16 protein-coding genes and 1 tRNA gene are annotated in these 15,293 nt (G+C 54.8%); 3 read left to right on the top strand and 14 right to left on the bottom strand.

Annotated features, from left to right (window positions below):
* Window positions 1-4: 4 nt before the first annotated feature.
* The 11 genes from FHL16_RS08760 to thrS all read right to left on the bottom strand — a co-directional run bounded on the left by FHL16_RS08760 (window position 5) and on the right by thrS (window position 11,821).
* On the bottom strand, window positions 5-1,258 hold the full coding sequence (locus tag FHL16_RS08760; protein WP_077748047.1) for a tetratricopeptide repeat-containing protein: 1,254 nt from the start codon (window positions 1,256-1,258) through the stop codon (window positions 5-7).
* Window positions 1,259-1,517: 259 nt separating this feature from the next.
* Window positions 1,518-3,848 carry a P-loop ATPase, Sll1717 family gene (locus FHL16_RS08755; RefSeq protein ID WP_020300934.1) on the bottom strand — a complete coding sequence of 777 codons (2,331 nt, stop codon included), beginning with the start codon at window positions 3,846-3,848 and terminating at the stop codon, window positions 1,518-1,520.
* Window positions 3,849-4,364: 516 nt separating this feature from the next.
* Window positions 4,365-4,441: transfer RNA gene (locus FHL16_RS08750), tRNA-Pro, on the bottom strand.
* Between the two features lie 89 nt (window positions 4,442-4,530).
* Window positions 4,531-4,887 (bottom strand): MerR family transcriptional regulator, encoded by a 357-nt coding sequence (locus tag FHL16_RS08745; RefSeq protein WP_003179985.1) that lies wholly within the window; start codon window positions 4,885-4,887, stop codon window positions 4,531-4,533.
* A complete protein-coding gene (gene ihfA, locus FHL16_RS08740; protein WP_002553164.1) occupies window positions 4,868-5,170 on the bottom strand; it encodes an integration host factor subunit alpha in 303 nt (100 codons plus the stop codon). Before ihfA ends, FHL16_RS08745 begins: the two co-directional genes overlap by 20 nt.
* 3 nt (window positions 5,171-5,173) lie before the next feature.
* Window positions 5,174-7,555, bottom strand: a complete 2,382-nt coding sequence (pheT, locus tag FHL16_RS08735) for a phenylalanine--tRNA ligase subunit beta (RefSeq protein WP_077748046.1) — start codon at window positions 7,553-7,555, stop codon at window positions 5,174-5,176.
* A gap of 26 nt (window positions 7,556-7,581) precedes the next feature.
* Window positions 7,582-8,598 carry a phenylalanine--tRNA ligase subunit alpha gene (pheS, locus tag FHL16_RS08730; RefSeq protein WP_077748045.1) on the bottom strand — a complete coding sequence of 339 codons (1,017 nt, stop codon included), beginning with the start codon at window positions 8,596-8,598 and terminating at the stop codon, window positions 7,582-7,584.
* 109 nt (window positions 8,599-8,707) lie between these two features.
* Window positions 8,708-9,064 carry a 50S ribosomal protein L20 gene (gene rplT, locus FHL16_RS08725; RefSeq protein ID WP_007905879.1) on the bottom strand — a complete coding sequence of 119 codons (357 nt, stop codon included), beginning with the start codon at window positions 9,062-9,064 and terminating at the stop codon, window positions 8,708-8,710.
* Between the two features lie 28 nt (window positions 9,065-9,092).
* On the bottom strand, window positions 9,093-9,287 hold the full coding sequence (gene rpmI, locus FHL16_RS08720) for a 50S ribosomal protein L35 (RefSeq protein WP_002553160.1): 195 nt from the start codon (window positions 9,285-9,287) through the stop codon (window positions 9,093-9,095).
* Window positions 9,288-9,347: 60 nt separating this feature from the next.
* Entirely contained in the window at window positions 9,348-9,899 is a 552-nt protein-coding gene (gene infC, locus FHL16_RS08715; protein WP_169857083.1) for a translation initiation factor IF-3, read from the bottom strand.
* On the bottom strand, window positions 9,899-11,821 hold the full coding sequence (gene thrS / locus FHL16_RS08710; protein ID WP_010455934.1) for a threonine--tRNA ligase: 1,923 nt from the start codon (window positions 11,819-11,821) through the stop codon (window positions 9,899-9,901). Before thrS ends, infC begins: the two co-directional genes overlap by 1 nt.
* A gap of 372 nt (window positions 11,822-12,193) precedes the next feature.
* Here thrS and FHL16_RS08705 point away from each other — a divergent pair, with 372 nt between their 5' ends.
* Together FHL16_RS08705 and FHL16_RS08700 are read left to right on the top strand one after the other, a co-directional pair.
* Window positions 12,194-12,496 (top strand): hypothetical protein, encoded by a 303-nt coding sequence (locus FHL16_RS08705; protein WP_077748044.1) that lies wholly within the window; start codon window positions 12,194-12,196, stop codon window positions 12,494-12,496.
* A gap of 290 nt (window positions 12,497-12,786) precedes the next feature.
* Complete coding sequence (locus FHL16_RS08700) at window positions 12,787-12,999, top strand: cold-shock protein (protein ID WP_007905882.1); 213 nt, start codon at window positions 12,787-12,789, stop codon at window positions 12,997-12,999.
* A 72-nt stretch (window positions 13,000-13,071) separates the two neighbouring features.
* Here the strand turns inward: FHL16_RS08700 and FHL16_RS08695 are convergent, their stop codons facing one another.
* Entirely contained in the window at window positions 13,072-13,392 is a 321-nt protein-coding gene (locus tag FHL16_RS08695; protein WP_077748043.1) for an I78 family peptidase inhibitor, read from the bottom strand.
* Window positions 13,393-13,559: 167 nt separating this feature from the next.
* Entirely contained in the window at window positions 13,560-13,865 is a 306-nt protein-coding gene (locus tag FHL16_RS08690; protein WP_077748042.1) for a hypothetical protein, read from the bottom strand.
* A gap of 132 nt (window positions 13,866-13,997) precedes the next feature.
* On the opposite strand from FHL16_RS08690, the gene FHL16_RS08685 reads away from it, so the two are divergent.
* Entirely contained in the window at window positions 13,998-14,210 is a 213-nt protein-coding gene (locus tag FHL16_RS08685) for a hypothetical protein (protein ID WP_010455943.1), read from the top strand.
* A 32-nt stretch (window positions 14,211-14,242) separates the two neighbouring features.
* On the opposite strand, the gene FHL16_RS08680 is transcribed toward FHL16_RS08685, so the two are convergent.
* Complete coding sequence (locus FHL16_RS08680; RefSeq protein ID WP_077748041.1) at window positions 14,243-15,271, bottom strand: nucleoside hydrolase; 1,029 nt, start codon at window positions 15,269-15,271, stop codon at window positions 14,243-14,245.
* Between the last annotated feature and the right edge of the window lie 22 nt (window positions 15,272-15,293).

The following is a 15,293-nucleotide window of genomic DNA, read 5'->3' as shown; positions in this document are numbered from 1 at the left end:
ACGGTCAGTGCTGAGACGGGGCCACCGCTGCGAGCTGTTTCTCTCGGGTTGCTAACACGTGACTTTTGCCCGCCTGATAAGTATCAACCTCCCATTGAGCAATGAAGGCTCCCATAAAATGATTCTCGAACGTCTCGGCTTGCGTGGCGTCTCCGACCGCAAAATAGCAGTTGGCCAAAGTCGCATACACCCAGCGTCTGTCGCTGCGTTCAATGAAATCGGGAGACTCCAGCACAGGCAACAGAATCCTCAAAATCGCTTCACGGATTTTCTGCGCGCACATGAAGTCGAACATTCTCTCCGCGTCTTCTGTTTGTATTTGCGCTCGAAACTCGAAGCACAGCGCAAGGTTTTCGCCGTTGTAATAGTCACGCTTGACCTCAAAGCCTCGGCGATAAAAAGCAATGGCGGAGTCAAGTGAAGCTCTATCACCCTCAAGCAGCCAGATTCGCTTGACGATCGCTCCCGCAATGCCAACAGTCTCGGGGTCATTCGAGCTTTCAGGATTGAGGGGGCTAAGCACTTCCATGGCAGCTCGCAGCGCGGCGAGCTCATTAGGAATCTTTGACTTATAGGTGCTCAGTGCAAGCTTTTGCAAAATATCAGGCTCACCAGGCTTCATATCCCTTGCAGCAGCAAACTCTACGCTGGCAGCATGATGTTGACTCTGCCGCATCAACTTTTCACCTTCGCGCATGTGATGAAAAAGTCGTTGTTGAGCGGCTTCTGCTTCATCGACCAACTCTTCAAACTCTTCATCCGACATACTCGGCGAGCGCAACCTGGGCAGGAACGTATAAACTGGACTGTCGATAGCCTGGGCGGCCATCACGGCCTCAATCAGGTTACCCAGGGCCTCCGTGGCGCGCCGCGCCTCACGTGCAAGAATGTCCTCACCAAAATGCGAATACTGGAAAGTGCTGATGTGATTGAGGTCAAAGTACAGCTTGCCCTTGTCCTCGCTCATGACGATGGTCGAATTCGGTCTCAGCGCGTGACGTACTCCCAGTTCGTAGACGGCGTTTACGTTTCCCGTGGAAATATCGGCGATGACCAGATCAGCCCTGAGCAGCAGGTCGTACATTTTTACGTCGATAAGTCCCGACTGCATGATCTCGTCAGCCCGAACGCAGCGTAAGCCGCGGCTGGTGACAGCGGGCTCGATAATCGTTTCGTACGTTGCATTCAGGTCGAGCGTGCGACCAGACTCATACTCGGTTTTCTTGCCATACCCCATCACGACAAAGCATAACTTCATCACAGCGATCTCTTACTCGCAAAAATGTTTGATCAAAATCGCGGCTGTCTATCGATCCTGTTCGAGCACAAGCTAAGCCCATGCAAGGCTCATTGATGAGCCCTCGAAAGATATGAAGCAACCACGAATTCGATCTCCGGCAAAAGGGCAAATCTGAATCGTGCGACGCACATAGAGCATTGTTTTGAGGTCTGTCAGGCCAACGGCGGCTAAGGCAGACAACGGGGCTATCCCTACCATCTGGCGGATGATTTTTAGATTATTGGTTGATCATCAATGCTGGCCAAAACGCCTGGTTAATTACAAGACTGACCGCTTGGTTCGAGTTCTTCTTAACCCCGTCCATGAGCGCTTTGTTGTAGCTAAAATCATAAATAAACTTAGGATCGTCCGAGTTGATTCGAATGCCCAGGAATCCATACCAAAGCAGCAGATCTACCGCGCGACTCGCCTTCTGCTGATCAAGCCCAGACTTAAGGAGAGTATCCATCACCTGCTGCTCAGAAAGGTCGGCGGATGATGCGACGAAAGCGTAGAGAAGGCCTTCAGTCTCATCGGACACGTCCTGAAGCTCGTAGCCAATATCGCGCAGCAGATCCGCTGAATAGGCCGCGATGCCTTTCTCAATGTCGCTGCCTTCGATAATCTCGTGGTTGAGGTTGATGGCAAAGCTCTTGCAATGATTGATCAGATTCAAGAGAAAGCGTGGTCTCATCAAGGAACGCTCTATCAGAAACTGAGACGTTTCCTCGCCCTTGTAATGGCTTACAAAAAGCCGCAGCCAGGCCGACTTGAAGTCCAGGTCTTCTTCAAGACCGTTGGACACGATTCGCAAACGAACGAGCTCGCGTAACAAGTCAGAATCCGTCCAATCCAGCACCACACTGGCTTCCTTGCCGCGGTCAGACGTCTCCTTGACCAGCAGCTCGTAGACGTCGTTGCGTAGGAACACTACCGAGCGCACCTTGATGTTGTCGCTGCTGAACTGACGTTCAATTTTTCGCGTAGCGTCGATCAAAGCTCTGACCATAAGCAGGTCTTCATGCTTCAGTCCGGACGTTGGCCAGCCATTATCAATATTGTCGAAGAGAAGCCATAGCACCTGCTTGTTCTCAAGGTAACGTCCCAGCTTTTGTTTGAGTTGCTTTACGTCATGCTTGTACAGGAGTTCGGTCACTTCGAATGAGCTCAGATTGACGCTTTTGGTTGAACCGTACTTGGATTGGTATTCGGAGTAGATTTTCTCCATGAGCATCGACATGCGCTCAGAAAAATCGCCTTCTGAATCGTAATCTTCTCCCCGATACAGCTCGGCGAGCTCGCGATAGCCTTCATACAGCCTATGATCATGGATGTGACGCTGTTTGTCTTTTTCCAAAATCTTGTAGCAAATTTCCAGCAGTAGCACGTACTCCCAAAACGCCGTGATTGTGTGCTGGTAGGTGCCTTCGGAAAGAAACTGAAGGATGCGTTCTTTGAATTTGATGAGTTTGTAGCCGTCTGGCTTCAAATCCAAAACGATATTCTTGTTACGGTTTTTGTCGCGCTCGGCATCCCTGATTTGAAGAAAGATGGCTGATTTTCCAGAACCCTTACGACCGACGACCAAATGCGCCTCGCCACGCAACGATTTCAGAAACTGATCGGTCTCCAGATAATAACGTTCGAGATCCCGCATTTCGTTCTCGGCAGATGTCGCGCCGAGGTTGAGTTTTTTGATAAATGACCGCTCGGGTTTCGCGCCAGAAGCCTCAAGCTGCTGAAACGCTTGGGTCACATCGGACGCAAACACCTCAATGGCGCGGTTAACATCATTCGGATGGTAGGTAACCTGGACAAAGTCTCGATAATCCACTGGGACCGGCTCATCGCCTGACTGAAGAATGCACATCGCCTTGCCCATGCCATCGGCCAAACCAGCAATGAAGGCGGCTCGCATGTTGTGGATGGCCGCTCCTGTCGCCCCAGTAGATAGCAACGGAACCACAACTCCATAGGATTGTGCGACCTGATTGATCGCGTCATAGGCCGAAAGCCTGGGAGTTTCGTTTGGATCAAAGTTACGGAAGATGAAGCCGCCCTTTTTGATTCTCGAGATGATGCGGGTCGACCAGTCGGTTTTGTGCGGTGTATCCAACAAATAAACCGGTGCCTTGAGATTGAGCGCAGCAGACACGTCAATCGATTTCCAGGCTGACGCGTTGTTCAAGAAACCGCTCAGCTCAGGCGAGTTCTGGTATTCCTGAAACCCAAGGGTGTCAAAAATACCGACATCGGAAATTTTCAACCCCTGCGACTGGAGGCTTTTGTTTTTGACAAGCAGAACGCGCTTTGATTTACCAAGGGCGTAGCCAATTTCATACGTGACGTTGAAATTTAGCTCACTGATGTCAGCAACCAGGAAATCGGCTGCATCAATACTTGCCAGCACTTCGTCAGAGATGAAGTGACCGACGATGTCCAAGGCCCTCCAGGTAGACACAACCGTTTTCGTATTGGTTCTTGAGCTGGTAGCAACAGCACTCTCAATGGTTTGCCCTATCTCGGCAGGCGTTGACGCGTAAGCAAAAAAGCCAATGACGTCCTTCATATCCTTTCCCTGAAATAACAACCGGTTGTTCTCGTGTCTTCAGGATAACGACCACCATGCCGATGGTAAATGGCTATCAGTATGCCCATCACATGCTAGAGCTAGGATCAAGACCACTAGTTGGTGTCGAAGGCCCCCGGATCGTACACGTAGCCTGGCTTCCAGGCAGTCATAGGTTCAGCGACCACCTCTCTTGGGCTATAGATCTCGGCCGCTTGCTTTGCGTCTCCACGACAGAGATGAATCACATCTTTCGCCTGCTGCTTGGCTTTGCATTACGGCGGGATCTTCTCCCACAAGATTGCGCCCATGCTGGGCGCACCGAAAAAGGACCCGAAGTTCCTGATTTCAACTAACGCCCACGTTGCTGCTTATGCCAAAGCTGTCGCTAGCTCACAGCCCTTGAGATACCAAAGCTACCTAGATCTAGAATATCCGTGGGAGTAAATGTGGGAGTATTTTTTCAGACATGAAAAAGCCCAACCTGTGAAGATTGGGCTAAGTCATTGAAAAATATGGTCGGGACGGAGTGATTCGAACACTCGACCCCTAGCACCCCATGCTAGTGCGCTACCGGACTGCGCTACGCCCCGACTAGGCGTGAAACTCGTTCCTCTTCTCGAAGAACGCTCAAGAATATATCGCAAGCTTTTGAAAACTGGAAGTATTCAAATGCAGGAAATTATTTCTTGAGGACAACCAACACATCTTCCAACTCAGCAATCATCTGCCGAATCATCTGTTTGTATTGGGTGGTGTCGTCTTTGGCTTCATCGCCGGACAAACGCAAGCGCGCGCCGCCGATGGTGAACCCTTGATCATAAAGAAGCGCGCGGATCTGCCGGATCATCAGCACGTCTTGTCGCTGATAATACCGGCGGTTTCCGCGGCGTTTGACGGGGTTGAGTTGAGGAAACTCCTGCTCCCAATAGCGCAGCACGTGCGGTTTTACCGCACACAGCTCGCTGACTTCACCAATGGTGAAGTAGCGTTTGCCTGGGATGACGGGTAGCTCGTCGTTATGACTTGGTTCCAGCATAAGCCTCAACTCGGGCCTTCAACTTCTGCCCTGGACGAAAGGTGACCACACGGCGAGCCGTGATCGGGATTTCTTCACCCGTTTTCGGATTGCGGCCAGGCCGCTGGCGTTTGTCCCGAAGGTCGAAATTGCCGAAACCGGACAATTTGACTTGTTCGTTGTCTTCAAGAGCGTGCCTGATTTCTTCAAAAAACAGTTCGACCAATTCCTTGGCCTCCCGTTTATTCAGGCCCAGCTCTTCATACAGACGTTCCGCCATCTCAGCTTTCGTCAGAGCCCCCATACGTCACTTCCTTAACGTGGCGTTCAACCTTTGTTCGAGCGAGGTGAGGATGTTTTGCGTCGTGGTATTCACCTCATCGTCATTAAGAGTGCGCGATGGATGCTGCCAGGTCAAGCCGACTGCAAGGCTTTTTCTATCAGGATCAATGCCTTTACCCTGATACACGTCAAATAGCCTGAGGTCTGTGAGCCATTCGCCTGCATTTTCACGGATTACATCCAGTACGGCACTGGCCGCAACGTCTGTGGACGCAATCAGTGCCAGGTCACGACGCACTTCAGGAAAGCGTGATAACTCCTGGAATTTTGGCATTTTTCCCAATGCCACTTCGGCCAGAACCAGCTCGAAGACGAAAACCGGACGGTCGAGACCGAGGGTTTTTGACAATTCAGGGTGGATAGCGCCGACGAAGCCAACCAGACGACCTTCTCGTTCGATGCGCGCGGTTTGACCCGGGTGCAACGCAGGGTGTTTGCCCGGCACGAAAGTGAACGAATCCAGCGCACCGGCAAAGCCCAGCACCGCTTCCACGTCGGCTTTGACGTCGAAGAAATCCACGACATCGCGACCCTGAGCCCAGCCTTCTGGCAGACGGCTACCGCAAACAACACCCGCAATCATCGGCTCTTGCTTCAGGCCTTCCAGCTGACCGACAAAACGCAGGCCGCTTTCGAACAGACGGACGCGATCTTGTTGACGGTTCAGGTTGTGCTGAAGTGCCTTGACCAGACCGGGCCACAAGGACGAGCGCATGGCCGCCATGTCGTTCGAGATCGGGTTGGCCAGCAGCAGCGGCTCGACACCCGGATTAAACAACTCGAATTGTTTCGGATCGATGAAACTGTAGGTGATCGCTTCCTGATAACCACGCGCCACCAGCAGGCGACGCAGTTCAGGCAGATCGCTACGCGCTTCGGCTTTGGCTTGCGGTGCCAGGCGAGCTTGCGGGTAGCGAACCGGCAGACGGTTGTAGCCGTACAGACGGGCCAGTTCTTCGATCAGATCGACTTCCAGGCTGATGTCGAAGCGGTGGCTTGGCACTTCAACGCGCCACTGCCCTGCTCCATCTGCAGCAATCTTCAGGCCCAGGCCGCTGAGCAGACGCTCGACTTCGGCCGACTCCATTTCCATGCCCAGCATCTGAGTGATGCGCTGCGCACGCAGGGTGACCGGAGCAATCTTCGGCAGGTGCTGTTCGCTGACGGTTTCGATGATCGGGCCAGCTTCGCCGCCAGTGATTTCCAACAGCAGGCCAGTGGCGCGCTCCATGGCTTCACGGGCCAATTGCCAATCCACGCCACGCTCGTAGCGGTGCGAAGCATCAGTGTGCAGGCCGTAAGAACGAGCCTTGCCAGCGACGGCAATCTGATCGAAGAACGCACTTTCCAGGAATACATCACGCGTGGTCGCGGTGTTGACGCCACTGTGCTCGCCCCCCATGACGCCGGCGATGGCCAAGGCGCGGGTATGGTCGGCAATCACCAGCGTATCGCTACGCAGGCTGACTTCCTGGCCGTCGAGCAGTACCAGCTTCTCGCCTTCTTCGGCCATGCGCACGCGGATGCCGCCATTGATTTCAGCGAGATCGAACGCGTGCAGCGGCTGACCCAGCTCAAGCATCACGTAGTTGGTGATGTCCACGGCCGCGTCGATGCTGCGCACGTCGCCACGACGCAAGCGCTCGACCATCCACAGCGGCGTAGGCTTGGACAGATCGACGTTACGGATCACACGACCCAGGTAACGCGGGCAAGCGGCTGGCGCCAGTACTTCGATCGAGCGCACTTCGTCATGCACAGCGGGCACAACAGCCACCACCGGACGGGTGACTTCAGCGTCATACAGCGCGCCGACTTCACGGGCCAGACCGGCCAGGGACAGGCAATCGCCGCGGTTCGGGGTCAGGTCAACCTCGATGCTGGCATCGTCCAGGCTCAGGTACTCGCGAATATCCAGACCGACCGGCGCATCCGCCGGCAATTCCATCAGGCCATCGTTGCCTTCGCCGACTTGCAGCTCGGCTTGCGAGCACAGCATGCCGTTGGACTCAACGCCACGCAGCTTGGCTTTCTTGATTTTGAAGTCGCCTGGCAGTTCGGCACCGATCATGGCGAACGGGATCTTCAGGCCAGGGCGCACGTTTGGCGCTCCGCACACAACCTGGAAGGTTTCCGAGCCATTGCTGACCTGGCAAACGCGCAACTTGTCGGCGTCCGGGTGCTGCTCGGTGCTCAGCACCTCGCCCACGACCACGCCACTGAATTCACCGGCGGCCGGCGTAACGCTATCGACCTCAAGACCGGCCATCGACAGACGAGCAACCAGCTCGTCGCGACTTACCTGCGGGCTTACCCAGCCACGCAGCCATTGTTCACTGAATTTCATCCTGCTCTCCTAAGAATTCGTTACGACTAGCGAAATTGCGCGAGGAACCGCAAGTCGTTGTCGAAGAACAGACGCAAGTCATTCACGCCGTAACGCAGCATGGCCAGACGCTCAACGCCCATGCCGAAGGCAAAGCCCGAAAACTCTTCCGGGTCGATTCCGGACATGCGCAGCACGTTCGGGTGAACCATCCCGCAGCCCATGACTTCCAGCCAGCCCGTCTGTTTGCAGACGCGGCAGCCTTTGCCGCTGCACATCACGCATTCCATGTCGACTTCAGCGGACGGCTCGGTGAACGGGAAGTACGAAGGACGGAAACGCACGGCCAGCTCTTTTTCGAAGAACACGCGCAGGAACTCTTCGATGGTCCCTTTGAGGTCGGCGAAGTTGATGTCGCGGTCGACCAGCAGGCCTTCGACCTGGTGGAACATCGGCGAGTGGGTGATATCGGAGTCGCTACGGTACACACGACCTGGGCAGACGATGCGGATCGGTGGTTGTTTCGATTCCATGGTGCGGACCTGTACCGGCGAGGTATGGGTGCGCAGCAACATGTTGGCATCGAAATAGAAGGTGTCATGCATCGACCGGGCCGGGTGATGGCCTGGGATGTTGAGCGCTTCGAAGTTGTGGTAGTCGTCTTCGACCTCAGGACCTTCGGCGATGCCGTAGCCGATGTGGGTGAAGAACTGTTCGATACGTTCCAGAGTACGAGTAACCGGATGCAGACCACCCGAGGTCTGGCCGCGGCCAGGCAGGGTCACGTCAATGGACTCGGCAGACAGTTTGGCGGCCAGATCGGCCTCTTCAAACAGCGCCTTGCGGGCATTGAGAACCTCTGTGACACGCTCCTTGGCAACGTTGATCAGGGCGCCGACTTGCGGACGCTCTTCTGCCGGCAAATTCCCCAGGGTCTTCATCACCTGAGTCAATTCACCCTTCTTGCCAAGGTAGTGAACCCGGATTTGCTCCAGGGCATTGATATCTTCAGCGCTTTGCACAGCCTCTAGTGCTTGAGAGACGAGCGCGTCCAGGTTTTCCATGTACAGACTCCAGATACAAAATAGGGGAAGAGCTTGAAGGCTCTTCCCCTATTTATGACGTTTAACACCTGGTCCCACAGAGGTGAGACCGGGTGACTGTCGGGGGTACTTAAGCCAAGGTGGCTTTAGCTTTCTCGACAATCGCAGCAAACGCCGCTTTTTCGTTCACTGCCAGATCAGCCAGAACCTTACGGTCGATCTCGATGGACGCTTTTTTCAGGCCGGCGATGAAACGGCTGTAGGACAGACCGTTGATACGTGCACCAGCGTTGATACGAGCGATCCACAGAGCGCGGAACTGACGTTTTTTCTGACGACGGTCACGGTAGGCGTATTGGCCTGCCTTGATTACCGCTTGCTTGGCAACACGGAATACGCGCGAGCGAGCGCCGTAGTAGCCTTTAGCAAGTTTCAGAATTTTTTTGTGACGTTTACGGGCAATGACGCCACGCTTTACACGAGCCATGAGTTACTTCCTCTATTCTTGACTAAAATTAACGAAGGCGCAGCATGCGCTCGACTTTTGCCACGTCAGACGGATGCAGCAAGCTGCTACCGCGCAGTTGACGCTTACGCTTGGTCGACATTTTAGTCAGGATGTGGCTCTTGAAAGCGTGCTTGTGCTTGATACCGTTAGCAGTTTTCAGAAACCGCTTAGCAGCACCACTTTTCGTTTTCATTTTTGGCATGTTCGGATACTCCGCATTCAGTTGATAAACATAATCAGAAGGCCTGCCGTGCCCTGATGATTACTTCTTCTTTTTCGGGGCGATGACCATGATCAGCTGGCGTCCTTCCATCTTAGGATGCTGTTCGACCGAACCGTACTCGAGCAAGTCACCTTCAACTCGCTTGAGGAGTTCCATCCCCAGCTCCTGGTGGGCCATCTCACGGCCGCGGAATCGCAAGGATACCTTGGCCCTGTCCCCATCACTCAGGAAACGTACCAGGTTGCGCAGTTTTACCTGGTAATCCCCTTCCTCCGTCCCTGGACGAAACTTGATTTCTTTAACCTGAATCTGCTTCTGGTTTTTCTTGGCCGCGGCAATCTGCTTCTTCTTCTCGAAGATCGATTTGCCGTAGTCCATCAGTTTGCAAACAGGGGGTACTGCATCGGCGGAAATTTCCACCAAATCCAGTTTGGCCTCTTCAGCCTTAAGAAGCGCGTCTTCAATTGACACAATCCCAAGCTGTTCACCTTCAGCCCCAATTAACCGAACCTCGCGTGCCGAGATATTCTCGTTGATCGGGGCTTTCGGTGCAGCTCGTTTATCTTGTCTCATTTCACGCTTAATAGTAATTACTCCGAATCTGGGCGACCACGCCGGGAAACCGCTTGCGCGAGAAACTCAGCGAACTGGGCGACGGGCATCGAGCCCAGGTCAGCACCTTCACGAGTACGCACAGCGACAGTCTGCATCTCGACTTCCCGATCTCCGATAACCAAGAGATAAGGAACCTTGAGCAAAGTATGCTCGCGGATTTTAAAGCCGATCTTTTCATTTCTCAAGTCAGACTTGGCACGAAATCCGCTTTCGTTGAGGGTTTTTTCGACCTCGGCGGCAAAATCGGCCTGTTTGTCAGTGATATTCATGATCACTGCCTGGGTCGGAGCCAGCCACGCAGGGAATGCACCCTCGTAGTGCTCGATCAGGATTCCGACGAAACGTTCGAAGGATCCGAGGATCGCCCGGTGCAACATCACCGGGTGCTTGCGACTGTTGTCTTCGGAGACGTATTCGGCTCCCAGACGGACAGGCAGGTTAAAATCGAGCTGAAGGGTACCACACTGCCAGACACGGCCGAGGCAATCTTTCAGCGAGAACTCGATCTTCGGACCGTAGAACGCACCTTCGCCCGGCTGCAAATCATATGGCAAGCCAGCGCTATCAAGGGCTGCAGCCAATGCGGCTTCGGCGCGATCCCACAGTTCGTCGGAACCAACACGTTTTTCCGGACGAGTGGACAGCTTCATTTCGACGTCTTTAAAGCCGAAGTCGGCATAAACGTCCATGGTCAGCTTGATAAAAGCGGCGGATTCGGCCTGCATCTGCTCTTCAGTGCAGAAGATGTGGGCATCGTCCTGAGTGAACGCACGCACACGCATGATGCCGTGCAGCGCACCCGATGGCTCGTTACGGTGGCAAGCACCGAATTCGGCCAGACGCATCGGCAACTCGCGGTAGCTCTTCAGGCCTTGATTGAACACTTGCACATGGCAAGGGCAGTTCATCGGCTTGATCGCGTAGTCGCGGTTTTCCGACTGCGTGGTGAACATGTTGTCGGCGTAGTTGGCCCAGTGCCCGGATTTCTCCCACAGGCTGCGGTCAACGACTTGTGGAGTTTTGATCTCCAGATAGCCGTTGTCGCGCTGAACCTTGCGCATGTACTGCTCGAGCACTTGATACAAAGTCCAGCCGTTCGGGTGCCAGAACACCATGCCCGGCGACTCTTCCTGGGTATGAAACAGGCCCAGGCGCTTGCCGATCTTGCGGTGATCGCGCTTTTCAGCTTCTTCGATGCGCTGGATGTAAGCCGCCAGCTGCTTCTTGTCCGCCCAAGCGGTGCCGTAAACGCGCTGCAACTGCTCGTTCTTGGCATCGCCACGCCAGTAGGCGCCGGACAACTTGGTCAGCTTGAAGGATTTCAGGAAGCGCGTATTCGGCACGTGCGGACCACGGCACATGTCGACGTATTCTTCGTGATAGTACAGGCCCATGGCCTGCTCGTTCGGCATGTCTTCGACCAGGCGCAGCTTGTAGTCTTCGCCACGGGCCTTGAACACTTCGATCACTTCGGCGCGCGGAGTGACTTTCTTGATCACGTCGTAATCTTTCTCGATCAGCTGCTGCATGCGCTGTTCGATGGCTGCCAGGTCGTCCGGAGTGAAAGGACGTTCGAAGGCGATGTCGTAATAGAAGCCTTCGTCGATGACCGGACCGATGACCATCTTGGCGGTCGGGTACAGCTGCTTGACCGCGTGGCCAACCAGGTGGGCGCAAGAGTGGCGAATGATCTCCAGCCCCTCTTCATCCTTTGGCGTAATGATTTGCAGCGTGGAATCGCTGTCGATGATGTCGCTGGCGTCGACCAGCTTGCCATTGACCTTGCCGGCCACGGTGGCCTTGGCCAGACCTGCACCAATGGATGCGGCGACCTCGGCTACGGAAACCGGGTGATCGAATGAACGTTGACTGCCGTCGGGAAGAGTAATAGTTGGCATGGCGCCTCCTCTCCTAGTGGTGACCCCTACCAAAGGTCACGTGGGTTGGGATGAGCCAGTACAAGATCCGATCCAGGCCATTCAATGACGAACGCCTGCCTTACAGCGGCAGGAGCCTTGCGGCCAACCGGAAAACCGAACCAGAGTGACTGGGATTCAAATCAGGGTTATTCGCGCCGTTGCCGCCACCGGGACTGAAGGTCATCCGGAGCCCGCAAAAGCCCGAGCGAGGCATGCTAGCACAGATGAACGGTCATCGATGCAACGAGGCTTATGCCGGGGCAAATCTCGCAATTTATGCCAGAGTGCTGAACTTGAACCCCACTTTACCCCTCAGATAACAAGACATTGACCCACAAGGAGCATCCCAGCATGCGTCTGAATCGTTTGTTCGCAGTCGTCGCCCCCATCGTTCTGTTGCTGCCATTGGCCGCCCATGCCGATTGGCCAAAGGGCGAGCGCGAAAAATACATGGCTCAGTGCACAGATGCAGCCACTCCGCAGATTGGTGCGGCCGCAGCGAAGGCCCACTGCGCTTGCGGTGCTGATGCGATCAAATCGTATCCGGCTGGCGATATCCAGGCATTGATGGACAATAAGGCCAGCCCGGAATTGCAGCAGAAAGCTCTGGGTCAGATAGCCAAATGCAAGGCCAATACACCGGCGAAGAAGTGACAAAAAAGTCCTTTTGACTCGGCTTATCGCTGATAAAAACCGCTGCATTTGAGCTTTTTCGTACAATTTATGCAGGTTTTACAGGTTTTTTTATCGTCTTTACTTTCGGCTGAAAGCCTTGTAAAACGGGGCTTTCAGCTACATCAAGCAGCAAACGGAACGCGACTGCACGGCAAACAGCACGTCCGGGGGGCTCCCAAAGCGAACATTTCGACTATGATACCCCGGTGTGCCCAGTTGGCCTGAGCAGCACAGCACTACTGAAAATATATGTTTCTTGGAGATACACCATGTCTAATCGCCAAACCGGCACCGTTAAATGGTTCAACGATGAAAAAGGCTTCGGCTTCATCACTCCTCAAGGTGGCGGTGACGACCTGTTCGTACACTTCAAAGCTATCGAAAGCGACGGTTTCAAAAGCCTGAAAGAAGGCCAAACTGTTTCCTTCGTGGCTGAGAAAGGCCAAAAGGGTATGCAAGCTGCACAAGTCCGCGCTGAGTAATTTTCAGCCGCACTAAAAAAACCCCGTCCATGTGACGGGGTTTTTTATGGGTGAAGCAAAAGCCTGAAGCGATCAGCCGCAGTTGACGCGGGTGACCACCCGGCTGGCATCGGTGTTGAGGTTCAGACGATCGGAGCGGTATTCCAGCGTCACCATATCGTTAGGCGACAGGAACCGTGCGTTCTGTGCGCCTGCGCGGGTACGTGCCTGCTCCAACAGTGCGGGCGAAGCCGGTTTGCCGATGGCGAATTCGGCTGCCTTTGCCTCACAACGGCTGTGACCTGTGTCAGACGTCGCTACAGGGTCTGCCGCCGACTCGGAGGACGTGCTACTGCAACCAGCCAGCAAAGTGACGGCGAACAAAGTACCCAATGACGCGAGCTTCCAAGGCATGAAGCCTCCTTTTTTCCAATAGTTAAGCTGAGATCTTGCGACCGCCAATCCGGCATTTGGTTTCAAGGTGAGTGCCATCACTCTGCCCTGGAACCGCACGAGCGGCGAGTTTGCCTGAGCATCGCCGCGCCGTTCATCACTCAATCGTGACTGAATATGAACAGCCCTCAATAGACGTCGATGTAATCATACGGCGGGTTCGGCCAGTTCTCTTTCAGCGCATTGAAGATCTGCATGACCCAGACCTCATCGCTTGCTGCGACCAAGCCTACGTAACCGGAGCCCTTGGCCCACGTCTCCAGCCGAAACAGTAGTCCGTTGATATCGGTGCCGCCCACAACGCCCGAAGAAATATAGGCAACGCCAGCCTTGGTCACCCGCAGTTGCGTATGCTCGTCATCACTGGCAGAAGCCAGTAACTGGCGCACCGCCTCGAGGGTCAAGCCGTCGGGCGTGTTCAAATCGATCTGCACAGCACGGTCCTTGAAAATTCGTCAAAGACCAAGTGTCGCATAGCCCTCCTCTCATGCCTAAGTCGGAGTGCCAAACGCCGCGCAAAATGGTTAACTCGACACTCAGACTTTCCCGACTTCACGAGCGCCATCATGTCCACCATAAGCATCGACGCCAACATCACCGTCAAGTGGCCGCAGGGTCACAGCTCTTACAGCCCGGGCAGCCCGGAAGAGTTCGCAATCATTGGCATCGATCTATTGGTCAAGGAACTGGGAACTGAAGCGGCCAGGAAATTCATCGCGCAGATATTCGAAAAATACCCCGCCGGCTATATGGGCTTGACAGAGAACGAGCGGGCGTAAAACCCGCAGGCTGGCAGCTGCGGGTGTGAAACTTACTTCAGACGAGCCAGACGCTGGGTCAGCAAGTCGAAGAATCCCTGGGCGTCGCCGCTTTCTACCCAAAATGCATTCTTCGGCGCTTTCAGGCCGTCATACCAGTCGACGATGGTTTGGCCGAAGGTCGGGCCTTCGCGGCTATCAACGACCACATTGACCGAACGACCGGTGAACAATTCAGGCTTGAGCAGGTAGGCGATGACGGTGGCGTCATGCACCGGGCCACCCGGAATGCCGTAGTGTTCCATGTCGCCTTTGACGTACTCATTGAGAATATCGCCCACCAGCTTGCTGGCGTTGTTGTTGATCGCTGCGATCTGCTTCAGGCGCGCCTCACTGGTGAGGATCTTGTGGGTCAAGTCCAGCGGCAGATAGGTCAGCTTCACGCCACTCTTGAGCACCACTTCCGCAGCCTGCGGGTCGGCGAACAGGTTGAACTCGGCCACCGGGGTGATGTTGCCGCCGTTGAAATGCGCTCCCCCCATGATCACCACTTCCTTGATGCCCTGAACGATTTCAGGTTCCTGGATCAGCGCCAAGGCCAGGTTGGTCTGTGGACCGAGCATGGCGATGGTGATGCTGTGAGGCTTGGCGGCCTTCAAAGTGTCGATCAGGTAATTGACCGCATTGCCTTCGGCCAGGCCTTTCTTCGGCTCGTGCACGGTGACGCCCGACAAGCCCTCCTTGCCATGGATGTTCTCGGCATAAATCGGTGTGCGCATCAACGGTTTCGGTGCGCCTGCGTAGACCGGCACCTCCTCGCGCCCCGCCCACTCACGGGCCAGTCGCGCATTTCGCGAAGTCTTGTCCAGTCGCACGTTGCCCGCGACGGTGGTCAGCGCACGGATATTCAATTCTTCCGGCGACGCCAACGCAAACAGCAAAGCGACGACGTCGTCGGCACCCGGGTCGGTGTCGATGATCAAATCGATCTTTTCCGCAGCCTGGGCGCTTGTTGCAGTAATCAGGGACAAAAGCAGCAAACTCCGGAGCAGGTGGTGCAGTTTCTGAGCATAGCGGTGCATATCGCACTCCTTGTGCGTGGGG

The sequence above is a fragment of the Pseudomonas sp. FSL W5-0299 genome (assembly GCF_005930655.1).
In the GTDB taxonomy this organism is placed as follows: domain Bacteria; phylum Pseudomonadota; class Gammaproteobacteria; order Pseudomonadales; family Pseudomonadaceae; genus Aquipseudomonas; species Aquipseudomonas mandelii.
The sequence above is the reverse complement of the archived record's forward strand: the minus strand, read 5'-3'. Positions and strand labels throughout refer to the sequence as shown.